The following is a 20,627-nucleotide window of genomic DNA, read 5'->3' on the forward strand; positions in this document are numbered from 1 at the left end:
CATGCAGGTTTCCAGTAGAACAGGTTTGAAGAAGGCATGAGCACCGAAAGCGATATCACCCCATCCGCGGCCGACCGGCATCATCCGCTGCTGAAGCTGGCGTTGGAACTCGGGCCGCTGTTAATCTTCTTCTTTGCCAATCTGCGCGGTCCGTGGCTAGTGGAGAAGTTTCCGGCTCTTTCCGAGCTCGGCGGTCCGCTGTTCGTCGCAACCGGGCTGTTCATGGCGGCGACGATCCTTTCGCTTGTCGTTTCGAAGATCGTGCTCGGTCATCTGCCGATCATGCCCTTCGTCTCCGGCATCGTCGTTCTGATCTTCGGCTCGCTGTCGATCTGGCTGCAGAACGAGACCTTCATCAAGATGAAGCCGACCATCGTCAATGCGCTCTTCGGGGTGACGCTGCTCGGCGGGCTCGCCTTCGGCCGGTCGCTGCTCGGCTATGTCTTCAACGCCGCCTTCCAGCTCGATGCCGAGGGCTGGCGCAAGCTCACCATCCGCTGGGGCATCTTCTTCCTCTTCCTCGCGGTGCTGAACGAAGTCGTCTGGCGCAATTTTTCGGACGATACCTGGGTCGCCTTCAAGGTCTGGGGCACGATGCCGATCACCATCATCTTCACGCTGGCGCAGATGCCGCTGGTGCTCAAGCATAGCGTCAACCTGGAAACGGACGGCGAGAAGTGAGTGCTGCGGACGTCGAATATCGTGTGAGACACCAGACCTACTGGTTTATCGCCTGCCTTGCGGTGCTGGTCGCCCAGATCGTCGCCGAATATCTGATGGGGCGCGTGCCGATCTGCGCCTGCGGTTATGTCAAACTGTGGGAGGGCGGGGTCAATACCAGCGGCAATTCGCAGCATATGTCGGACTGGTACACGCCGTCGCATATCATCCACGGTTTCCTGTTCTACGGGCTCGGTCATCTCGTGCTGCGCCGCAAGCCGATGGCGGCACGGCTGCTTCTGGCGCTCATCATCGAATCCGGCTGGGAGCTGCTGGAGAACTCGCCTCTGATCATCGACCGCTACCGCACGGCGACGATCGCGCTCGACTATTACGGCGACAGCATCCTGAATTCGTCGATGGATACCGTCTTCATGTGCGTCGGCTTCTTCTTCGCATCGCGTGCGCCAGTGGCGCTGACGGTGGCGATCGCCATCTTCTTCGAGATTTTCACCGGCTATGTGATCCGCGATAATCTGACGCTGAACGTGGTGATGCTGATCTGGCCGGTCGAGGCGATCAAGGTCTGGCAGGGCGGGCTTTAGACTTATGAAGCCGGCTTGCCCAGCGCCTTTTCCATTGCCGGAAACAGGCCTTCCTTCAGGCTGATATCGTCGAAGGGGCCGACGCGCTTGTAGAGGATGGTGCCGTCGGGGCCGACGAGGTAACTTTCCGGAATGCCGTAAACACCCCAGTCGATCGCCGCCTTGCCGTTCGGATCGATGCCGATCGCCTGAAAGGGGTTGCCGAGCTCGCCGAGGAAACGCAGGGCGTTGTCGCTCTGGTCCTTGTAGTTGATCGCGACGATATTCAGCCGCCCGTCTTTTGCCAGTTCTTTCAAAACCGGGTGTTCGTCCCGGCAGGGGACGCACCAGGAGGCGAAGACGTTGACGAGGGTCAGTTTGCCCTTGATCGCCGCATCGGTCAGTGCCGGCAGGTTGGCGCCGTCGAGCGGCGGAAGGTTCAGCGCCGGCGCCTTGGTGCCGATCAGGGCGGAGGGAATTTCGGTGATGTTCTTGCCGTGAAAATCCTGGTCGTAGAGCATCTTTGCGGCGGTTGCCGCAATGCCCCCGAAGACGATCAGCGGCAGAAGCGCCAGCACGTAGCTGCCGCGGCCTTGCGGCTTGGCGGTCGTTGTTTCGGGCGTCTCGCTCATTCGCCGCCCTTTGTGTGTGCCGAGCGGCGACGGATGCCGGCGGCTTCAAGGCTCGCGAGTTCCCGGCGGCGCGCCCGGCCATCGGCCCAGGTCCAGAGCGTGACGGCGACCGTCACGAGGGTCGCGAAGCCATAGGAGGCGTAGACGTAGAAGGCGTGCGTCATGGTCTATTCCTCGCGGCTCGCCATGCGGGCGGCAAGACGGCGCTGGGCGGAAATGCGGCGGCGCCAGATCTCGTTCCTCATCGCCATGATGTGCAGGGTGAAGAAGAGCAGGGTGAAGGCGAGCGCCATCACGAAGAGCGGCCGCAGGAATTCCGGATCGATCGCCGGGCCGTCGAGGCGCAGCACGCTTGCCGACTGATGCAGCGTGTTCCACCATTCCACAGAGAATTTGATGATCGGGATATTGACGAAGCCGACCAGGATGAGCACGGCGGAAACGCGCGCGGCCTTTGACGGGTCGTCGATGGCGCGGCTGAGCGCAATCAGGCCGAGATACATCAGGAAGAGGACGAAGACGGAGGTCAGCCGCGCATCCCAGACCCACCAGGTGCCCCACATCGGCTTGCCCCAGAGCGAGCCGGTGACAAGCGCGAGCAGCGTGAAGGCGGCGCCGAGCGGCGCTGCCGATTTGGCGGAGACGTCGGCCAGCGGATGGCGCCAGACCAGCGTGCCGATCGCCGAGATACTCATGATCGTGTAGCACATCATCGACAGCCAGGCTGCCGGCACATGGATATACATGATGCGCACGGTCTCGCCCTGCTGATAATCGCCTTCAGTGGCGAAGCTCAGATACAGACCGACCGCGAAACAGAGAGCGGTAATCCCCGCCATCCACGGAATGGTGCGCGCCGCCAGCGCCAGAAACCGCGTCGGGTTTGCGAGATCGCTGAATTTGCTGATGGCAAGGCTCGTTTGGCTCATGACCGCTTCCTTACCTTGATCCGGCTTTTCCCGCAATCGAATGGCCCATCAATCCGCCGTGTTTCGCAGCGCCAGGGCGGCGGCAGCCGGGCCGATGACGGTAAAGAAGAGCGTCAGCGCGATCAGGATGAGAAAAGGCGGCAGGAACGGGGCGGGATCCTCGACCGCGGCATAGGTGGCGCTGACGCCGAAGATCAGCACCGGGATGGTCAGCGGCAGCACGAGGATCGAAACCAGCAGACCGCCGCGGGGTAGCGCCACGGCGACGGCGGCGCCGACGGCACCGATGAAGGTGATGGCCGGCGATCCGACAAGCAGCGTCAGCGCGGTCGCACCGATCGCTGCCTCGTCCATATTCATGAACAGGCCAAGCAGCGGCGAGGCGATAACCAGCGGCAGGCTGGTGGCCGTCCAGTGGGCGAGGCATTTGATCAGCACGGTCAGGACGAGCGGCGTGTCCTGCATCAGCATCAGGTCGAGCGATCCGTCGTCGCGCTCGGCCTGGAATAGGCGGTCGAGGCCGAGAAGGGCGGCCAGCAGCGCGCCGATCCAGACGATGGCAGGGCCGATGCGCGACAGCAGCTTGAGATCGGGACCCACGCCGAAGGGAATGACGGCGACGATCGTGAGGAAGAACAGCACGCCGATCAGCGCGCCGCCGCCGGCGCGGATGGAGAGCTTGAGGTCGCGGAGGAAGAGGGAGGTCATGCGGGGCGGCTCTCTGCATGGGCGGTGGACGGGACACACCTGCCGAGCGTTCGGCACTCCGATCGCCGCAGGTGATCGACGCCGCTCGGCGCAGGTCCAAGATTTCGGGAGGTGGGCGCGTCTTGCCAATCTCCCCCCTTGTGGGGGAGATGCCCGGCAGGGCAGAGGAGGGTAGCCACACCGAGAAACATCAACCCCATAACTCCTGCTCCACACCGGCAAAGCCCGCCATCTTCAATTCCTGCATACTCTTCAGCCCCAGCGGTTGATGCGTCGCCGCCAGCACGATGCCGCCTTTGGCAAGATGCGCTTCGATCAGTGCCGCAAAGAGCCGGTCGGCGGCGGTGTCCAGCGCTGCTGTGGGTTCGTCGAGGATCCAGATGGGGCGGTGGGCGACGAGCAGCTTGGCGAAGGCGAAGCGGCGCTGCTGGCCGGCGGAGAGATAACCGAAGAGAAGATGGGTGATACCCGAGAGGCCGACGGCTTCGGCGGCGTCCTCGATGGAGAGGCCGGGGGTGTCCGGACTGCCGAGAAAGCTCCGCCAGAAATCCAGGTTTTCTGCAACCGTAAGTTCATTCTTCATTGCATTTTTGTGGCCGAGGTAGTGGCTGGCCTCACAGGGAGGCCGGCCTTTCGCGCTTGCTTCTTCGTAGAAAATGACGGTGCCTTTCTCCTGCCTCAGGAGGCCGGCGACGACGCGCAGTAAAGTGGACTTTCCCGATCCATTTCTCCCCGTCAGCACAAGCGCCTCGCCGGCTGCCAAGTGAAAGGAAATATTAGCGAAAATTAAATCCTCACCGCGCCTTGCAGCCAGATTTTCGGCGGTGAGATGCATGCGTCGGCTCTTTCTTGGTTTCGGCTCGCGGGAGGGTCAAAAAATCTCCGGTTTTGACCGTGCTCGGGTATGGCAAGTTTTTAGGAAATTATCTATAAGACCCGCAACCACGCCAGCGGTCGGCGTGAATTTCATCCTTGCGCCGAACTTGGAGCATTCGTTCCACGTGCGGACAGCGGAAATGGCCGTACCCGCATCCTGATGTGCATTAAGTGCATAGGCGTTCGCACGACTGTGTTGGCTATCAGAAACGGGGTCTCTCGTGTCTAAATCTCTTGACAGTTTCAATTGTCGTTCCACGCTTTCCGTTGGTGGAAAGGACTATGTCTATTACAGCCTGCCCAAGGCTGAGGCAAACGGTCTGCCCGGCGTGTCGAAGCTTCCCTATTCGATGAAGGTGCTGCTGGAAAACCTGCTACGCTTCGAAGACGGCCAGTCGGTCACCAAGGAGCACATCCTGGCCGTTGCCGAATGGCTGAACAATAAGGGTGCGGTCGAAAACGAGATTGCCTATCGCCCGGCGCGCGTGCTGATGCAGGACTTCACCGGTGTTCCCGCCGTCGTCGATCTTGCCGCGATGCGCGACGCGATGGTGTCGCTCGGCGGCGATCCCGAGAAAATCAACCCGCTCGTTCCCGTCGACCTCGTCATCGACCACTCCGTCATCGTCGACGAATTCGGCACGCCCCAGGCTTTCGCGAGGAACGTCGAGCTGGAATACCAGCGCAACGGCGAGCGCTATCGCTTCCTGAAGTGGGGTCAGCAGGCGTTCAAGAATTTCCGCGTCGTGCCTCCCGGCACCGGTATCTGTCACCAGGTCAACCTCGAATATCTCGGCCAGACCGTCTGGACAAAGGAAGAGGACGGCGAGACGATCGCCTATCCGGATACATGCGTCGGCACCGACAGCCATACAACGATGATCAACGGTCTCGGCGTTCTCGGCTGGGGCGTGGGCGGTATCGAAGCGGAAGCGGCGATGCTCGGCCAGCCGGTCTCGATGCTGCTGCCTGAAGTCATCGGCTTCAAGCTGACCGGCAAGCTCAAGGAAGGCGTCACCGCGACCGACCTCGTCCTCACCGTCGTGCAGATGCTGCGCAAGAAGGGCGTCGTTTCGAAATTCGTCGAATTCTTCGGGCCCGGCATGGACAACATGCCGCTCGCAGACCGCGCGACGATCGGCAATATGGGCCCGGAATACGGCGCCACCTGCGGCTTCTTCCCGGTCGATGGCGAAACCATCAACTACCTCACCATGTCCGGCCGCACACATGACCGGATTGCTCTCGTGGAAGCCTATTCGAAGGCCCAGGGCATGTGGCGCGACGGCGACGGCTCCGATCTCGTCTTCACCGATACGCTGGAACTCGACCTCGGCGACGTCGTGCCGTCGATGGCCGGTCCGAAGCGTCCGGAAGGCCGTATCGCGCTGGAGAATATCGCTTCCGGTTTCGCCGGTTCGATGGATGCCGATTACAAGAAGCCGGGCCAGATCAACAACCGCTATGCGGTCGAAGGCACGGATTTCGATCTCGGCCATGGCGACGTGGCGATCGCCGCCATCACCTCCTGCACCAACACCTCCAATCCGTCGGTGCTGATCGCTGCCGGCCTTCTCGCCCGAAACGCCGTTGCCAAGGGCCTGAAGACCAAGCCGTGGGTCAAGACCTCGCTGGCACCGGGATCCCAGGTCGTCGGCGAATATCTTTCCAAATCGGGCCTGCAGGCCGATCTCGACAAGCTTGGCTTCAACCTCGTCGGCTTCGGCTGCACCACCTGCATCGGCAATTCCGGCCCGCTGCCGGCGCCGATCTCGAAGACGATCAACGACAAGGGCCTGATCGTATCGGGCGTACTCTCGGGCAACCGTAACTTCGAAGGCCGTATTTCTCCGGATGTTCAGGCGAACTATCTGGCTTCGCCGCCGCTCGTCGTCGCCTACGCGCTTGCCGGCACGGTGCAGACGGATCTGACCAAGGAGCCGATCGGTGAAGACCAGAACGGCAACCCGGTCTATCTCAAGGATATCTGGCCGACCTCGCACGAGGTGCAGGAGTTCATCCAGAAATACGTCACTCGCGAACTTTACGAGAGCAAGTATGCCGACGTCTTCAAGGGCGACGTCAACTGGCAGGCCGTGCAGGTTCCCCCGGGACAGACCTATGCCTGGGACGACGATTCGACCTATGTTCAGAACCCGCCCTACTTCGTCGGCATGGGCAAGAAGGGCACCGGCGTTTCCGACATCAAGGGCGCCCGCGTCCTTGGCCTGTTCGGCGACAAGATCACCACCGACCACATTTCCCCGGCCGGTTCGATCAAGGCGGCTTCGCCGGCTGGCGCCTATCTGATCGACCACGCCGTCGCCGTGGCCGACTTCAACCAGTACGGCACGCGTCGCGGCAACCATGAAGTGATGATGCGCGGCACCTTTGCCAATATCCGCATCCGCAACCACATGCTTGGCCCGAACGGCAAGGAAGGTGGCTACACCATCCACTACCCGTCGAAGGAAGAGACCTCGATCTACGACGCCGCCATGCAGTACAAGGCCGAAGGCGTGCCGCTCGTCATCTTCGCCGGTGTCGAATATGGCAATGGCTCCTCCCGCGACTGGGCTGCCAAGGGCACCAACCTGCTCGGCGTCAAGGCCGTGGTCGCCCAGTCCTTCGAGCGTATCCATCGCTCGAACCTGGTCGGCATGGGTGTCATCCCCTTCGTCTTCGAAGAGGGCACGACCTGGCAGAGCCTCGGCTTGAAGGGCGACGAGCTCGTCACCATCGAAGGCCTCGACAAGATCAAGCCGCGTGAGAAGAAGATCGCCAGGATCACCTATAGCGACGGCACCGTGAAGGACGTTCCGCTGCTGTCGCGCGTCGATACGCTCGACGAGGTGGTCTACCTCAACAATGGCGGCATCCTGCAGACGGTTCTGCGCGACCTCGCTGCCTGATTGTTAATAGCCTCGCATGATAATGGCCGCCGGAGAGCAATTTCCGGCGGCTTTTCTTTACGGGCGACGGTTTCGAGGGGCTCACGATGATTTGTTTTCCGCGCCTTCCGATGGCGCTGCGTCTCACCCGTTCGTGACTTTTCGTTTGGACCCGGAAGGATTATTCGTACGTTCATATGTCAGAGCTTCCGTTCCAACCCGCCGGCGGCGCTGAAAAAGAGGTGCAGGTGAATGTCCCCCCGTTTCTTGATTCCGCTGATCGCCGGTGTTGTTCTCGCAGGCTCGTTGCAGGCCGAAGACGGCACGCCGAAAGGCGTCGTCGAACTCTTCACCGCGCAGGGCTGCTCTTCCTGTCCTCCTGCTGACGCCGCTTTCCGCAAGCTGGTGAGCCAAGGCGATGTGATCGCGCTTGCCTACCATGTCGATTACTGGAACTACCTCGGCTGGGCCGATACGCTGAGCTCCAAGGAAAATACCGAGCGGCAATACGGCTATGCCAGAACGATGGGCCGCAGCAACGTCTATACGCCGCAGGCGATCGTCAACGGCCGCGGCCATCTGGCCGGCGCCGATCTCAGCGGCATCAACGGCAAGATCGATACTTATAGCGGCGAAGGCAACGGGCTGACCGTTCCGATCAGCGCGGCGATGCGCGGTGACGAGCTGGAGATCAAGATCGGCGCGGGACAGGGCAAAGCCAATGTGGTGATGGTCTATTTCGACAAGGAAAAGACGATCGAGGTCGAAAAAGGCGAGAACAGCGGAAAGAAGCTATCCTATCTGCACAGCGTCACTAATGTCGAAACGGTCGGCATGTGGGACGGCAAAGCGACCAGCCTGACACTGCCGGCGAGCGTGTTGCAGCGGCCGCAACTCGAGGGCTGCGCGATCCTGCTGCAATCGGCGACCGACAATGGTGATCCGGCTGCGATCCTTGGCGCGACCGTGGTGATGGCTGGAAAAAATATCTGAGATTTCATCCGCTTGCGGGTGAAGTACCGGGCGGCCCGGCTGAGCGTATTCGGGGCTGGGGTTAAGGTCGATACGCTCCGCCGGGCCCTTTGGCGCGCTGGCGCCAAACCGGGATTCATAATTCCCCTGCAAATGAGGCGCTGTTTTGACTGAAATGCGGCGTTGCCGAGAAAGCGTCAGCGCTCCTCTGGGCATTGTACGATGCGCAGATTCAAAGTGCCGCAGCGTCCTTTGCGCGCCTCGGCAGACGCGCGGCGCTGTCAGGCGCGGCCGAATGTAACGGCCGGCGCTCTTGCAATTTGCGGCGGCTCGGGCACACTGTCACCCTCCTGTCACACGCAGAGGCCTTGGAGACTGAATGACAGATCAGCCGGATTTACGACACGGCGAAAGCCGTTCCGTCGACAAGAATTCTTCAGTCGTCGTCGATCTCAGGGAATACAAGCAGAGCAAGGACCCGCTTCCGGTGACCTTTCATCGGCGCGAACTGGATGCGATCCTCTGGATCTACGGCCGTATGGTCGGTGACGGCGAATGGCGCGACTACGCCATCGATCATCTGAAAGACAGGGCGGTCTTCTCTGTGTTCAAACGCTCCGGTGAAATGCCACTCTTCCGCATCGAGAAAAATCCCAAGCTCGCCGCCAAACAGGGCGCCTATTCTGTGATCAACGTCCACGGCACCATCCTGAAGCGCGGTCACGAGTTGAACCAGGTGCTGAAGGTGTTCGACAAGGCGCTGAAGCTCGTCGACAAGTAGGCGCTATCAGCCGTTAGAGCGCTGCGCGTCTAACGAGACGCGCTGAGGACGCTCTAATACTTTGAATTTGCCTTTCCGAAAATCGATTCCGATTTGTCGGTTATGCGCTAAACAGCGTGCCGGGATAGGCGGAGGGATCCGGATCGGTCGTCATGCCGTCGCCGAGGGTGCGCTGCATGAGCATCGTATCCAGCCAGCGGCCGTGTTTGTAGCCGGCGCCCCTCATCAAACCGACCTCCACAAAGCCCGCCTTGAGATGAAGCGCGATCGAGGCGGGGCTGGCGCCGCCGATGACGGCGATCATCTGGCGAAAACCGAGACCGGTGCAGCGGTCGATCAACTCGGTCATCAGCGCTTTGCCGATGCCGCGGCCGCGGGCCTCGGGCGCCAAATAAATCGAATCCTCGACCATCCATCGATAGGCCGGGCGGACGCGAAAGGCCGAGGCATAGGCATAGCCGAGCAGGCCTCCATCCGCACCGGCTGCAGTGATATAGGGATAGCGCTGGCTGACGATTGCCGAAAAACGCTGCGCCATCTCGGCCTCGGAGGGCGGCGTGATCTCGTAGCTCGAGGTGCCGTTCAGGACGGATTCCCGGTAGATACCGGTAATGGCGGGAATATCGGCTTCAGAGCCATCGCGCAGGAGAAAGGACATTTCGGCGGCGGGTCCATCAGGAGGCAAGCCCCTCTAAAACCATCTGAAGAAAATCAGCGCAATAAAAAAGGCGGCCGAAGCCGCCTTTTCGATCTCAGTCCGTCCTGTTATTTGCGGTTGCCCATGAACTGCAGCAGGAACATGAAGAGGTTGATGAAGTCGAGATAGAGCGTCAGCGCACCCATGATCGCCTTGCGGCCGGCCACGGCGACGTCATCGGCTTCCAGGTAAAGTTCCTTGATCCGCTGCGTGTCGTAGGCGGTGAGGCCGGCGAAGATCAGAACGCCGATCACCGAGATCGCAAACTGCATGGCCGACGAAGCCAGGAAGATGTTGACGATCGAAGCGATGATCAGGCCGAAAAGACCCATGATCAGGAACGAGCCCATCGCCGACAGGTCACGCTTCGTCGTGTAGCCGTAAAGCGACAGCGCGCCGAAGGAGGCGGCGGTGACGAAGAAAGTCTGAACGACGCTCTGGCCGGTGTAGACCAGAAAGATCGACGAGAGCGACAGGCCGACCAGTGCGGCATAGACCCAGAAGGTCGTCTGTGCGGCGGCCACGCTCATGCTATTGATGCGGAAGCTCAGGAAGAAGACGGCCGCAAGGGGCGCAAGGATGACGACCCAGCGCAAGGGCGACTGGAACAGGAGTACGCCGAACTGGGTGAGTTGGCCGTCCTGAACAGCGAAGTTGAATCCGAGATATGCGGCCACACCGGTGATCGCCAGACCCAGCGCCATCAGGTTGTAAACCTTGAGCATATAAGCGCGCAGGCCTTGATCAATCATCTCGCCGGTCTGAGCGCGGCTTTGATAGTTACGAAGGTCAGCCATAGTTTCCTCTTACAAGCTCCGATGGAGATACGGTGTCGGGGTTTTCGACCCGGGCGCCGCTGCGGAGCTCCAGCATGCCTGCAAACAATATGAGGCTTTCGCCTCTTGCAAACAAGAGGGTTGCAAAGGCCCGGCCGGTTAAATCGCCGTAAGGTGAAGGGTTTGAGCGCCGTTCTCCGGTCAAAGCTCGCGCAGGACGGGCGCGGCCTTCTGCCCGAGGATGCGCCAGGTGCCGATCAGGCCGATGCCGACGGTCAGCACGAGGGCGGTCAACAGCGTCAGCCCCGCCACATCGGGCAAGAAGGTCGAGGGCAGGCGCATGATGCGGGCGACGATGAACCAGGCGGCGACACCGCCGGCGATCAGCGCGAAGATGGCGGTCGCCAGCCCCAGGATCAGATATTCGTAGCTGAAGGCGCGAATCAGCATGGCGCGGGTGGCGCCGAGCGTCTTCAGCACCACGGCATCATGGGTGCGCGCCCGGTTTCCGGCAGCAAGCGCCCCGGCGAGGACGAGGATCGAGGCGATGAGGGCGACGGAAGCGGCGGCGCGGATTGCGGTCGCCAGCTGCGCAACCAGCTGGTTGACGATGTCGATCGCGTCCTTGACGCGGACACTGGTGATCGTCGGATAGGTGTTGGTGACGGATTTCAGGATCGCCGCATCTTCGGCCGGTGTCGAGAAGGGATCCGTCAGCGTCGCCAGCCATGCATGCGGGGCGCCGCTGAAGGTGTTCGGCGAAAAGACCATGACGAAATTGATCGATAGCGATTCCCATTGGACGCGGCGGAGATTGGCGATCTTTGCGGTGATGTTGCGGCCGAGCACGTTGACGGTGACCTTGTCGCCGATCTTCAGGCCGAGTTCGTGCGCCTCTTCCGAGGAAAAGGAGACGAGCGGCTCGCCGCTGTAATCCTTGTCCCACCAGCTGCCTTCGGTAAGGGCGGCATTTTCCGGCAGGGTATCGGCATAGGTGATGCCGCGGTCGCCGTTCAGCACCCAGCGGCCGGCGGCCGGCACGTTCATTTTGCTGACGTCCTCACCGTTAAAAGCGACGATCCGGCCGCGCAGCATCGGCACTTCCATGAGCTTGCCCTTCGGCGCCTGCGCCTGGACGAGAGCACGGAAAGCATCGACCTCGGCGCTCTGGATATCGACGAAGAAGAAGTTCGGCGCGCCCTCGTTCATGCGGCCGGTGAGCTGCCGGCGCAGGTTTCCGTCGATCAGGGTCAAAGTTACCAACAATGCCAGGCCGAGGCCGAGCGAGAGCACGACCGAGGGCGTCAGCGCGCCGGGGCGGTGGATGTTGCCGATCGCAAGCCGCAATGCCGGCGAGTTGACGCGCGGGCTGCGGCGCGCAAGCCAGGCGATCAACGCCGCGACGAGGCGCAGCACGACGAAGGCGAAGACGATCGCACCGACGAAGACGACGGCGATGAACCGGTCATAGGCGGTGACGACGGCAAGGCCGGCAAGGGCCGCCATGAACAGCGCGGCCAGCAGGATGTAGGGCCAGGAGGGAAGGCGGCGGGCCTCGAAGCCCTGTTCGCGGAAGAGTGCGGTGGCGGGCACTTCGCGGGCATGGCCGAGCGGCAGGATGGCGAAGGCGAGTGTCGTCAGGATGCCGAACAGCGTCGCCAGCAGCAAGGCGCCGGGATAAAGCGTCGGCGTCGTCGAGACCGGCAGGAATTGCGCTAGGAACTGGGCGGCGAAGATCGGCGACAGGGCGCCGATAACGAGGCCGATCAGGATCCCGCCAAGGGCGATGATGGCGATCTGGAAGAGATAGATCAGAACGACGACCTGCGCCGGTGCGCCGAGACATTTGAAGGTGGCGATTGTGGTGCGCTTGCCGTCGAGGAAGGCGCGAACGGCATTGGCGACGCCGACGCCGCCGACGATCAGTGCGGTTAGGCCGACCAGCGTCAGAAACTGCGAGAATCGGGTGATGTTTTCGGTGAGCGAGGGCGCAGCGCGGTCGCTGGTGCGAACGGCCCAGCCGGCGGAGGGAAATTCCTTGGTCGCGCGCGCTTGGATGCCCGACATCGCACCCTTGTCTTCCAGCCGGATCTTGTAGGCATGCTCGACCAGGCTTCCCGTCTGGATCAATCCGGAGGCTTCCAGTGCCCGGCGGCTGACAAGCAGACGCGGCGCAAAGCCGAAACCTTCCGACAGCGCGTCCGGCTCGGTTTTGACGGTGCCGGTGATGCTGAGCTTAACATTGCCGAGCAGCAATTCATCGCCGACCGCAAGCCCGAGCCGATCGAGAAGCAGCGGGGCTGCGACGGCGCCATAGGTGCCGCCCTGGCCTGAAAGCAGGGCTGCGAGCGGGTAATCCGGCTTGGCCACGAAGCTGCCGTAGAGCGGGTAGGCATCGTCGACGGCCTTGACCTCGACCAGCGCCTGATCGGAACCGTCAGGCTTGCGCGCCATCGAACGCAGGCCCGTCGACACCGAAACGCTGCCCAGGCCTTCGAGGAAACTCATTTCCTCAGGCGTCGCTTCGCGGTTGTTAAGTTCGAAGCGGACGTCGCCGGCCAGCAGTTCCTGCCCCTGCGTGGCGATCGTATCGGTGATCGACTGCGAAACGGAATTGACGGCGGCAATCGCACCGGTGCCGAGGGCGATGCAGGCGAGAAAAATGTAGAAGCCGCGGATGCCACCGCGCAGCTCGCGCAGCGCCAGGCGAAAAGCGAGCGAGACGCGCGGCGTGATCACCCTCATGCGATCGCCGCCTCGCTGTGACGGGCGGCGCTGTCGCCTTCGATCCTGCCGGAACGGACACGGATCTGGCGCGAGCAGCGATTGGCCAGCGAGACGTCATGGGTGACGAGAAGCAGGGTCATGCCGCGTTCGGCCTGCTTGGAAAACAAGAGGTCGGCGATCTGGCGGCCGGTCTCGGTATCGAGATTGCCTGTGGGTTCGTCGGCGATCAACAGGGCGGGCGAGGGAGCGAGCGCCCTTGCGATCGCCACGCGCTGCTGTTCGCCCCCGGAAAGCTGGCCGGGATAGTGGTTCAGCCGTTCGCCGAGGCCGACCGATTTCAGCTCGCGATGGGCAATCTCGAAGGCGTTGGGAACATTGGCGAGTTCGAGCGGCACGGCGACGTTTTCCAGCGCCGTCATGTTGGCGATCAGGTGGAAGGACTGGAAGACGATGCCGATGTTGCGGCCGCGGAAATCGGCCACCTGATCCTCGCTCAGCGCGTGGATCGGCGTGTCGTTGATATTGATTTCGCCGCTGTCGAGCTTCTCCAGCCCGGCAAGCACCATCAGCAGGGTCGACTTGCCGGACCCGGACGGGCCGACAATGCCGACGGATTCGCCGGCATCGATATCGAGATCGATCCCCTTCAGCACGTGCACGGAAGCGGCCGCACTGCCAAGGGTCAGATCGGCGCCCTTCAACTCGATGATGGTTTTTGCCAACAGAAATCGCCCTATATAAATCCATAATCGAATGGCCGCATAACGGCACTTCGCCAATCTAGGGAAGCCAGAATGAGATTTAAAGTTGCCGCGCTTCAATTCACCGTCATTGCCGTCTCACTGATCTTTACCGCCGCAGCGAATGCCCGGACGATCAATCTCGTCGGTTTCGGGGACAGTTTGATGGCGGGCTATCAATTGCCTCCCGGCGACGGCTTTCCGGAAAAGCTGCAGTCGGCCCTCAAGGCGAAGGGGCTCGACGTCGCCGTCGCCAATGCCGGGGTGTCCGGCGACACGACGACAGGGGGGCTTGCGCGGATCGACTGGTCGGTGCCCGACGGTACCGACGGCGTCATTCTGGAGCTCGGCGCCAACGACGCGCTGCGCGGCATCCCGCCGGAGGTGAGCGAGAAGAACCTCGATCAGATGATTGCCCGGCTGAAGCAGCGTGGCATCGATGTGCTGCTCGTCGGCATGATGGCGCCGCCCAATATGGGGGCGGATTATGCCGCACGCTTCAATCCGATTTACCGGAAACTTTCTGAGAAACACGGAGTTCGGCTTTATGCCTTCTTCCTGGACGGCGTGGCGCTCGATGCGGCGCTGAAACTCGAGGACGGCATGCATCCCAATGCGAAAGGCGTCGACATTATGGTCGGGAAGATGGAAGCCGATGTCACAAATTTCGTCGGAACGATTTCTACTGTGAAGAAATAGGGACTTGCGCGCTCATTGATTGCGTGATTCCGTGTAAGCACCTGCAAAAGATTCGGGGAGTGCTCGTTATGCCGAGACTGTTTACCGCCCTCGAAATTCCGCGCAATGCGGCGATGAGCCTTTCATTGCTGCGCGGTGGCCTCCCCGGAGCACGATGGATCGATGTGGAAAATTACCACATCACCCTGCGCTTCATTGGCGATGTCGACGGCCGCACGGCCGATGAAATCGTAGAACGTCTCGACCGCATCGACCGGCCGGAATTCCAGTTCCGGCTCGAAGGCATCGGTTCCTTCGGCTCGAAGAAACCGCATTCGGTCTGGGCCGGCGTTTCGCAATCGCCTGAAATGTACGCCCTGCAGGGCGAGATCGAGCGCATCTGCCAGCGTATCGGCCTGCCGCCGGATCCGCGCAAATTCATGCCACATGTGACGCTGGCGCGGCTCAAATCGTCGCGGCTCGACGATGTCGTGCAATATCTGGCCGGGCGCGGCAACTTCCACACATCGACCTTCACGGCGCCGCGCTTCGTGCTGCTGTCGTCGCGCGAATCGGTCGGCGGCGGGCCTTACCTCACCGAGGAAGTGTTCCCGCTGCATGAGGCACGCTCGACGCCCAGCGTTTCGAGCAAGCTGCTGCAGCCGGTCAAGAGCCTGGTATAGACCAGCTCGAAACCGTCCGGGCCGCCATAATAGGGATCGGGGATATCCTCTCCGGTTCTGAGTGCGGCATCGCCGAAAAGACGGATGTTCGCCTCGGGCGCCGCGATTTCGGCGAGCGCCGCCACATTGTCGCGGTCCATGGCGAGGACGAGGTCGAAACCCCTGAAATCTCCCGGTCGGATGCGGCGGGCACGCTGTGCCGATATATCGATGCCGTGGCGTTGCGCGGTGGCGATCGAACGCCGGTCGGGCGGCTCGCCCTTGTGCCAGCCGCCGGTGCCGGCCGAATCGACCGTAAACTGGCCAGTCAAACCTGCCTCGGCGACGAGGTGACGAAGAATTCCCTCCGCGAGCGGAGAACGGCATATATTGCCCATGCAGACGAAGAGGATGCTGATGCGTTTCATCGGTAGACCTGTCGACAGATGAAAGGACGATCGCATGAAAATGGAAAAACTGGAACGGACGGCGGTCGAGGCGCAACTGGCCGGGCTTGCGGGCTGGACACTGAATGAGGCGGCCTCCGCGATATCGAAGACATTCAAGTTTTCGAATTTCATCGAGGCGTTCGGCTTCATGACGGAGGCAGCGATCACGGCCGAGAAGCTCAACCACCATCCCGAATGGTTCAACGTCTATTCCCGGGTGGATGTGACGCTGAACACGCATGATGCCGGCGGGCTGACGGAGCTGGATTTCAAGCTCGCCAAGGCCATGGAGAAGGCTGCGGCGCGACGTATGGTTTGAAAGCGGGGCCATTTGAAAGGCGGGCCGCCATCACCATATGTTCGCTTGGACAAAAGGGATGCAGGGATGGATGAGGTCAAATTCGGGGAAATCCTGTTGCCGGGCGACGAGGACACCCAGAGCCGACGGGAAAAGACCGTAAGGCAGAAATTCTGGCCGACCTTCCGGCGGGCTGTGCGGCAAATTCCCTTCTCCCGCGATGTCGTCGCCGGTTTTTATTGCGCGCTCGACCCGCAGACGCCGACGAAGGTGCGCGGCGTGCTTCTCGCAGCGCTCGCCTATTTCGTCATGCCGATCGACATGATCCCGGATGTCTTCGCCGTCATCGGCTTTTCCGACGATATCGCCGTCCTGTCAGCCGCGTTCGCCATGGTGCGCGGCCATATCCGCCCAGGCCATTATGAGGCCGCCGATCGCGTTCTCGCCGACTCGTCTGAGGAAACGATGAAGACGATTTAGGCGGTTTCGCGCTCCAGCACCTTCCTCAGTTTGCCAAAGGCAAGCCGAATGCGCGATTTCACCGTGCCGAGCGGCAGCCCGGTCGATTCGGCGATTTCCGAATGCGATTGACCGAGGAAGAAGGCGGCGCGCAGCATGTCGCGCTGCTCCTCCGGCAATTGGCCGACGGCGGCGCGGATTTTGGCGTCGCGATCGTCATTGGCGATGATGTCTTCCGCGCCGATCTCGGCCGGCGGCTGCAGGGCCGGGTCGGTCTCATCGAAGATGCGGGTATTGATGCGGCGCTGCAGGTCGATGCGGCGGTTGCGGGCAATGCGGAAAAGCCAGGTGGAGAGCGAAGATCGCGTGGAATCGTAGAGATCCGCCTTATGCCAAAGCACGATCATGACCTCCTGGACCAGTTCCTCGGCCTCGCCTGATGTCATCTTCTGGCGCATCAGCCAAGCCTTCAGCCGGGGTGCGAAATAGTCGAACAGGATGGAAAAGGCCTGCTGGTCGCGATCCCTGGCGACGGCCTTTGCGAGGGCAGCGAAACGCTGTCTTTCCTCGGCATCCATGTCCCCTCACGAGCCCCCTGCGGCGAAATTTTCGGACCGAATTTCCAAGCTTTACTGAGGTACAACGGAATTCTGAAAGGTCAAACTCTTGCCTGAATCTTTGTGTCTTAAATTCAGCCGAACGGACGGCCGGTGCCATCGGGTCACGGTGTCACGGCCATTACCGTCAAAGGGCGAAAATTGTTACCCGAGCTGAAATGACACAGGCAGATACAAATCGCAGCCATTGTTGACCATTTGGTAACCTGAATTAAGTCAAAATAAAGCAGATCGTGATTATGCGGCGCCCGCAATGATCGCTTCGGGCCTTGATCGCAAGAACCGGCAGGAATCCATGTTTGTAAAAAGTATCGTATCCGCTCTCGCACTCACCCTTGTCATGGCCGGAGTTGCGGCAGCGCAGCAGGCCGCGCCGAACCGCATCCAGCAGTTCCAGGCATGGGGCGCCTATTCCTACAAGTCGGGCAACAGCACCGTCTGCTATGTGCTGTCGGTTCCGACGGCAAAGCAGCCGGCAAGCGTCGACCATGGCGACAACTTCTTCATCGTCTCGCAACGTCCGGGCCAGAACATCTCCTATGAGCCGCAGGCGATGATGGGCTATACGGTGAAGGAAAATTCGAAGATCAACGTCGTCATCGACAACAAGACCTTCGTGATGTTCACCAAGGACAAGGCCGGCTGGGTCGAGAATGCGGCGCAGGAGCCCGCTCTGGTCGCGGCGATGAAGACCGGTCATTCGATGACGGTCAATGCCGTCTCGCGCAAGGGTACCGGCACCTCTTATAGCTATTCGCTCTCGGGCATCTCGGCTGCGCTGAAGCAGATCGAAAGCTGCAAGTAAGCGGCTTTTCGCCCGCAAAAATCTCACGGGCCGGCCTTGCGCCGGCCTTTGTCGTTTCCATCTCCAAGCGTATCGCATCACGCAACACGCTTGGATCTTTGACGTTATGCATGTCGTTGTCCCAAAACCGCTGCACACTTTCGGGCGACATGCATTAGTGACGCGCGGGCAAAATGATGCTAAAGCCCGCGCCAACAGCGGACAGATCGCGATATCAATCGCCGCTCCGCCATTCAATTTCTGCCCATGTGCCGCCATGTGCTCGCAAGTCTTCCGGTCTGTCCTGAAGTCCGCGGGCTTGTAGGGCGGTTATATGTTCGAATTCGGGATGAATGCCTATGTCCGTCATGGAAGCGATAGATGTCACCAAGCCGCAGGCGCGCACGTCCGCCAGCCTCGAAAAGCCGTCCTTGATCGGGCTGTCGCGCGAGGAGATGGCGGCGGCACTGCGGGATAAGGGCGTAGCCGAGAAGCAGATCAAGATGCGCGTCGCGCAGCTCTGGAACTGGATCTACGTGCGCGGCGTCTCCGATTTCGACCATATGACCAACGTCGCCAAGGACATGCGCGAGATGCTGAAGCAGCATTTCACCATCGCGCGTCCGGAGATCGTCGAGGAGCAGGTTTCGAATGACGGTACGCGCAAATGGCTGCTGCGGTTTCCGCCGCGCGGCGCCGGCCGCCCGGTCGAGATCGAAGCCGTCTACATTCCGGAAGAGGGCCGCGGCACGCTCTGCATCTCCAGCCAGGTCGGCTGCACGCTGACCTGTTCCTTCTGTCATACCGGTACGCAGCGCCTGGTGCGCAACCTGACGGCGGAGGAAATCCTGTCGCAGCTGCTGCTTGCTCGCGACCGGCTCGGCGACTTCCCGGATCGCGAAGCGCCGCAGGGCACGATCATGCCTGCTGAGGGCCGCAAGGTCAGCAATATCGTGATGATGGGCATGGGCGAGCCGCTCTACAATTTCGATGCCGTCAAGCAGGCCTTGCTGATCGCCACGGATGGCGACGGCCTATCGCTCTCCAGGCGCCGGGTGACGCTTTCGACCTCCGGCGTCGTGCCGGAGATTTTCCGCACCGGCGAGGAGATCGGCGTCATGCTGGCTATTTCGCTGCATGCGGTGCGCGACGATCTGCGCGACATTCTGGTGCCGATCAACAAGAAGTATCCGCTGAAGGAATTAATCGAGGCGTGCAAGGCCTATCCCGGCCTTTCCGATGCGCGGCGCATCACCTTCGAATATGTGATGCTGAAGGACGTCAATGACAGTTTGGAGGACGCCAAGGGGCTGATCAAGCTCCTGAAGGGCGTGCCGGCGAAGATCAACCTCATTCCCTTCAACCCCTGGCCCGGCACCAATTACCAATGTTCCGACTGGGAGCAGATCGAGAAGTTCGCCGATTTCATCAACTCGGCAGGCTACGCCTCGCCGATCCGCACGCCGCGCGGCCGCGATATTCTGGCAGCCTGCGGCCAGCTGAAATCGGAATCCGAACGCATGCGCAAGACCGAGCGCCTGGCCTTCGAGGCGATGATGATCGCCAATCACGGCGCCGACGACTGATCAGCAAGTTTGATCCTCGCTACAATTCTCCTGCATTGATTTAAGCATGCGCTTTTCCTAATAGTGCCGCCAAAATCAATCAGGAGGATATAATGCGCCCGATTCTGCTCGCTCTTGCCGCCACTTTGGCGCTTTCGCTGCCTGCAAAGGCCGATGACGTGACCGTTGCCGTGACGGCGATCGTCGAGCATCCGGCGCTGGACGCTGCCCGCAAGGGCGTTCTCGATGCGCTGACGGCCGCCGGCTACAAGGAAGGCGAGAACCTGAAATTCCTGTTCGAGTCGGCGCAGGGCAATCCGGCGACCGCAGCCCAGATCGCCCGCCAGTTCGCCGGCGACGAGCCGGATGTGATCGTGCCGATCTCCACACCCTCGGCTCAGGCCGTCGTCTCCTCGACGCGCGACATTCCCGTTGTCTTCACTGCGGTCTCCGATCCGCTCGGCGCCCAGCTTGTCAAGAACATGGACAAGCCCGGCGGTAACGTCACCGGCCTTTCCGACATGTCACCGGTCGCCGAGCACCTGGCGCTGATCAAGGAAATCCTGCCTGATGTGAAAACCGTCGGCTATCTCTACAACTCAGGCGAGGCCAACTCCGTTTCGCTCCTCGCCGTGCTGAAGCCCGAGGCCGAAAAGGCCGGCCTGAAGGTGGTGGAATCCGCCGCCACAAAATCGGCCGAGGTCCAGGGTGCGGCTCGCGCCCTCGTCGGCCGTGCCGATGCGATCTATATCCCGACCGACAACACGATCATCTCTGCGCTCGAAGGCGCCGTTGCCGTTGCCGAAGAGAGCAAGCTGCCGCTCTTCACCGCCGATACCGATTCGGTTTCGCGCGGTTCGGTCGCAGCCCTCGGATTCAACTATTACGATGTCGGCAAGCAGACGGGCGACATCGTCGTACGTGTGCTGAAGGGCGAGAACCCGGGCGATATCGCAGTCAAGACCGCCGCCGGCAGCGATCTCGTCGTCAACAAGGCGGCGGCTGCCAAGATGGGCGTCACCTTGCCGCAGAGCGTGCTTTCCCGCGCCAACAAAGTCATCGAATAGACAGCGCGGCTGCCGCCGTCGGTCAAGTTTGCAGCCGCTCTCGTTCCACACAAGGGCGGCTGATGCTATTGGAAG

The 20,627-nt window shown here is 61.4% G+C and carries 23 protein-coding genes; 12 read left to right on the top strand and 11 right to left on the bottom strand.

Translation table 11 applies throughout. The features are described 5' to 3' along the window. Window positions 1–36: 36 nt before the first annotated feature. Both FFM81_RS00915 and FFM81_RS00920 read left to right on the top strand, forming a co-directional pair. Window positions 37–681: a septation protein A gene (locus tag FFM81_RS00915; protein WP_003567406.1), complete on the top strand. Its 645-nt coding sequence runs from the start codon at window positions 37–39 to the stop codon at window positions 679–681. Further along, complete coding sequence (locus tag FFM81_RS00920) at window positions 678–1,265, top strand: DUF2585 domain-containing protein (RefSeq protein ID WP_138385255.1); 588 nt, start codon at window positions 678–680, stop codon at window positions 1,263–1,265. Before FFM81_RS00915 ends, FFM81_RS00920 begins: the two co-directional genes overlap by 4 nt. A gap of 2 nt (window positions 1,266–1,267) precedes the next feature. Here the strand turns inward: FFM81_RS00920 and FFM81_RS00925 are convergent, their stop codons facing one another. The 5 genes from FFM81_RS00925 to ccmA all read right to left on the bottom strand — a co-directional run bounded on the left by FFM81_RS00925 (window position 1,268) and on the right by ccmA (window position 4,348). Next, on the bottom strand, window positions 1,268–1,876 hold the full coding sequence (locus FFM81_RS00925) for a DsbE family thiol:disulfide interchange protein (protein ID WP_138385254.1): 609 nt from the start codon (window positions 1,874–1,876) through the stop codon (window positions 1,268–1,270). Then, window positions 1,873–2,040, bottom strand: coding sequence for a heme exporter protein CcmD (ccmD, locus tag FFM81_RS00930; RefSeq protein WP_003567400.1), 168 nt, complete (start codon window positions 2,038–2,040; stop codon window positions 1,873–1,875). The genes FFM81_RS00925 and ccmD overlap by 4 nt, the downstream gene beginning before the upstream one ends. Window positions 2,041–2,043: 3 nt before the next feature. Next, a complete protein-coding gene (locus FFM81_RS00935; protein ID WP_138385253.1) occupies window positions 2,044–2,805 on the bottom strand; it encodes a heme ABC transporter permease in 762 nt (253 codons plus the stop codon). A 48-nt stretch (window positions 2,806–2,853) separates the two neighbouring features. After that, window positions 2,854–3,513 (bottom strand): heme exporter protein CcmB, encoded by a 660-nt coding sequence (gene ccmB, locus FFM81_RS00940; RefSeq protein WP_003567397.1) that lies wholly within the window; start codon window positions 3,511–3,513, stop codon window positions 2,854–2,856. Between the two features lie 190 nt (window positions 3,514–3,703). Then, entirely contained in the window at window positions 3,704–4,348 is a 645-nt protein-coding gene (ccmA, locus tag FFM81_RS00945; protein ID WP_138385252.1) for a heme ABC exporter ATP-binding protein CcmA, read from the bottom strand. A 262-nt stretch (window positions 4,349–4,610) separates the two neighbouring features. On the opposite strand from ccmA, the gene acnA reads away from it, so the two are divergent. From acnA to FFM81_RS00960, 3 genes are all read left to right on the top strand, one after another. Then, window positions 4,611–7,301, top strand: coding sequence for an aconitate hydratase AcnA (acnA, locus tag FFM81_RS00950; protein WP_138385251.1), 2,691 nt, complete (start codon window positions 4,611–4,613; stop codon window positions 7,299–7,301). A gap of 231 nt (window positions 7,302–7,532) precedes the next feature. After that, window positions 7,533–8,273 (top strand): DUF1223 domain-containing protein, encoded by a 741-nt coding sequence (locus FFM81_RS00955; RefSeq protein WP_003567391.1) that lies wholly within the window; start codon window positions 7,533–7,535, stop codon window positions 8,271–8,273. A gap of 358 nt (window positions 8,274–8,631) precedes the next feature. Beyond that, window positions 8,632–9,033 (top strand): DUF2794 domain-containing protein, encoded by a 402-nt coding sequence (locus FFM81_RS00960; RefSeq protein WP_003567389.1) that lies wholly within the window; start codon window positions 8,632–8,634, stop codon window positions 9,031–9,033. Between the two features lie 100 nt (window positions 9,034–9,133). Here the strand turns inward: FFM81_RS00960 and FFM81_RS00965 are convergent, their stop codons facing one another. From FFM81_RS00965 to FFM81_RS00980, 4 genes are all read right to left on the bottom strand, one after another. Beyond that, window positions 9,134–9,691: a GNAT family N-acetyltransferase gene (locus FFM81_RS00965; protein WP_003567387.1), complete on the bottom strand. Its 558-nt coding sequence runs from the start codon at window positions 9,689–9,691 to the stop codon at window positions 9,134–9,136. A 107-nt stretch (window positions 9,692–9,798) separates the two neighbouring features. Beyond that, window positions 9,799–10,527, bottom strand: a complete 729-nt coding sequence (locus tag FFM81_RS00970) for a Bax inhibitor-1/YccA family protein (protein WP_003567385.1) — start codon at window positions 10,525–10,527, stop codon at window positions 9,799–9,801. 180 nt (window positions 10,528–10,707) lie between these two features. Next, window positions 10,708–13,251 carry an ABC transporter permease gene (locus FFM81_RS00975; protein ID WP_097533267.1) on the bottom strand — a complete coding sequence of 848 codons (2,544 nt, stop codon included), beginning with the start codon at window positions 13,249–13,251 and terminating at the stop codon, window positions 10,708–10,710. Next, on the bottom strand, window positions 13,248–13,955 hold the full coding sequence (locus FFM81_RS00980; protein ID WP_003567381.1) for an ABC transporter ATP-binding protein: 708 nt from the start codon (window positions 13,953–13,955) through the stop codon (window positions 13,248–13,250). Before FFM81_RS00980 ends, FFM81_RS00975 begins: the two co-directional genes overlap by 4 nt. Before the next feature lie 72 nt (window positions 13,956–14,027). Between FFM81_RS00980 and FFM81_RS00985 the strand changes: the two genes are divergently transcribed. Both FFM81_RS00985 and thpR read left to right on the top strand, forming a co-directional pair. After that, complete coding sequence (locus tag FFM81_RS00985; RefSeq protein WP_003567379.1) at window positions 14,028–14,672, top strand: arylesterase; 645 nt, start codon at window positions 14,028–14,030, stop codon at window positions 14,670–14,672. Between the two features lie 68 nt (window positions 14,673–14,740). Next, window positions 14,741–15,334, top strand: coding sequence for an RNA 2',3'-cyclic phosphodiesterase (thpR, locus tag FFM81_RS00990; protein WP_003567377.1), 594 nt, complete (start codon window positions 14,741–14,743; stop codon window positions 15,332–15,334). Here the strand turns inward: thpR and FFM81_RS00995 are convergent. Continuing rightward, window positions 15,241–15,741: a low molecular weight protein-tyrosine-phosphatase gene (locus tag FFM81_RS00995; RefSeq protein WP_138385250.1), complete on the bottom strand. Its 501-nt coding sequence runs from the start codon at window positions 15,739–15,741 to the stop codon at window positions 15,241–15,243. The genes thpR and FFM81_RS00995 overlap by 94 nt on opposite strands. Before the next feature lie 34 nt (window positions 15,742–15,775). Between FFM81_RS00995 and FFM81_RS01000 the strand changes: the two genes are divergently transcribed. Further along, a complete protein-coding gene (locus FFM81_RS01000; protein WP_003567373.1) occupies window positions 15,776–16,081 on the top strand; it encodes a 4a-hydroxytetrahydrobiopterin dehydratase in 306 nt (101 codons plus the stop codon). A 66-nt stretch (window positions 16,082–16,147) separates the two neighbouring features. After that, entirely contained in the window at window positions 16,148–16,540 is a 393-nt protein-coding gene (locus FFM81_RS01005; RefSeq protein WP_003567371.1) for a YkvA family protein, read from the top strand. Here the strand turns inward: FFM81_RS01005 and FFM81_RS01010 are convergent. Further along, a complete protein-coding gene (locus FFM81_RS01010) occupies window positions 16,537–17,097 on the bottom strand; it encodes a sigma-70 family RNA polymerase sigma factor (protein ID WP_138385249.1) in 561 nt (186 codons plus the stop codon). The genes FFM81_RS01005 and FFM81_RS01010 overlap by 4 nt on opposite strands. A 334-nt stretch (window positions 17,098–17,431) precedes the next feature. Between FFM81_RS01010 and FFM81_RS01015 the strand changes: the two genes are divergently transcribed. The 3 genes from FFM81_RS01015 (at window position 17,432) to FFM81_RS01025 (ending at window position 20,552) form a co-directional block, all read left to right on the top strand. Further along, the gene (locus tag FFM81_RS01015) at window positions 17,432–17,941 is read left to right on the top strand and encodes an invasion associated locus B family protein (protein WP_003567368.1); all 510 of its coding nucleotides are present in this window, start codon (window positions 17,432–17,434) and stop codon (window positions 17,939–17,941) included. A gap of 338 nt (window positions 17,942–18,279) precedes the next feature. After that, window positions 18,280–19,506, top strand: a complete 1,227-nt coding sequence (rlmN, locus tag FFM81_RS01020; RefSeq protein ID WP_138385248.1) for a dual-specificity RNA methyltransferase RlmN — start codon at window positions 18,280–18,282, stop codon at window positions 19,504–19,506. 92 nt (window positions 19,507–19,598) lie between these two features. Beyond that, entirely contained in the window at window positions 19,599–20,552 is a 954-nt protein-coding gene (locus FFM81_RS01025) for an ABC transporter substrate-binding protein (RefSeq protein WP_138385247.1), read from the top strand. Window positions 20,553–20,627 lie beyond the last annotated feature (75 nt).

Origin of the sequence: Rhizobium hidalgonense (assembly GCF_005862185.2) — a bacterium.
Classification (GTDB): domain Bacteria; phylum Pseudomonadota; class Alphaproteobacteria; order Rhizobiales; family Rhizobiaceae; genus Rhizobium; species Rhizobium hidalgonense.

Bases quoted from the DNA above. Each gene is read 5' to 3' on its own strand.
- FFM81_RS00915 (WP_003567406.1), top strand. From the start codon at position 37: ATGAGCACCGAAAGCGATATCACCCCATCCGCGGCCGACCGGCATCAT.
- FFM81_RS00925 (WP_138385254.1), bottom strand. From the start codon at position 1,876: ATGAGCGAGACGCCCGAAACAACGACCGCCAAGCCGCAAGGCCGCGGC.
- ccmD (WP_003567400.1), bottom strand. From the start codon at position 2,040: ATGACGCACGCCTTCTACGTCTACGCCTCCTATGGCTTCGCGACCCTC.
- FFM81_RS00935 (WP_138385253.1), bottom strand. From the start codon at position 2,805: ATGAGCCAAACGAGCCTTGCCATCAGCAAATTCAGCGATCTCGCAAAC.
- ccmB (WP_003567397.1), bottom strand. From the start codon at position 3,513: ATGACCTCCCTCTTCCTCCGCGACCTCAAGCTCTCCATCCGCGCCGGC.
- ccmA (WP_138385252.1), bottom strand. From the start codon at position 4,348: ATGCATCTCACCGCCGAAAATCTGGCTGCAAGGCGCGGTGAGGATTTA.
- FFM81_RS00955 (WP_003567391.1), top strand. From the start codon at position 7,533: ATGTCCCCCCGTTTCTTGATTCCGCTGATCGCCGGTGTTGTTCTCGCA.
- FFM81_RS00960 (WP_003567389.1), top strand. From the start codon at position 8,632: ATGACAGATCAGCCGGATTTACGACACGGCGAAAGCCGTTCCGTCGAC.
- FFM81_RS00965 (WP_003567387.1), bottom strand. From the start codon at position 9,691: ATGTCCTTTCTCCTGCGCGATGGCTCTGAAGCCGATATTCCCGCCATT.
- FFM81_RS00970 (WP_003567385.1), bottom strand. From the start codon at position 10,527: ATGGCTGACCTTCGTAACTATCAAAGCCGCGCTCAGACCGGCGAGATG.
- FFM81_RS00975 (WP_097533267.1), bottom strand. From the start codon at position 13,251: ATGAGGGTGATCACGCCGCGCGTCTCGCTCGCTTTTCGCCTGGCGCTG.
- FFM81_RS00985 (WP_003567379.1), top strand. From the start codon at position 14,028: ATGAGATTTAAAGTTGCCGCGCTTCAATTCACCGTCATTGCCGTCTCA.
- thpR (WP_003567377.1), top strand. From the start codon at position 14,741: ATGCCGAGACTGTTTACCGCCCTCGAAATTCCGCGCAATGCGGCGATG.
- FFM81_RS00995 (WP_138385250.1), bottom strand. From the start codon at position 15,741: ATGAAACGCATCAGCATCCTCTTCGTCTGCATGGGCAATATATGCCGT.
- FFM81_RS01000 (WP_003567373.1), top strand. From the start codon at position 15,776: ATGAAAATGGAAAAACTGGAACGGACGGCGGTCGAGGCGCAACTGGCC.
- FFM81_RS01005 (WP_003567371.1), top strand. From the start codon at position 16,148: ATGGATGAGGTCAAATTCGGGGAAATCCTGTTGCCGGGCGACGAGGAC.
- FFM81_RS01010 (WP_138385249.1), bottom strand. From the start codon at position 17,097: ATGGATGCCGAGGAAAGACAGCGTTTCGCTGCCCTCGCAAAGGCCGTC.
- FFM81_RS01015 (WP_003567368.1), top strand. From the start codon at position 17,432: ATGTTTGTAAAAAGTATCGTATCCGCTCTCGCACTCACCCTTGTCATG.
- rlmN (WP_138385248.1), top strand. From the start codon at position 18,280: ATGTCCGTCATGGAAGCGATAGATGTCACCAAGCCGCAGGCGCGCACG.
- FFM81_RS01025 (WP_138385247.1), top strand. From the start codon at position 19,599: ATGCGCCCGATTCTGCTCGCTCTTGCCGCCACTTTGGCGCTTTCGCTG.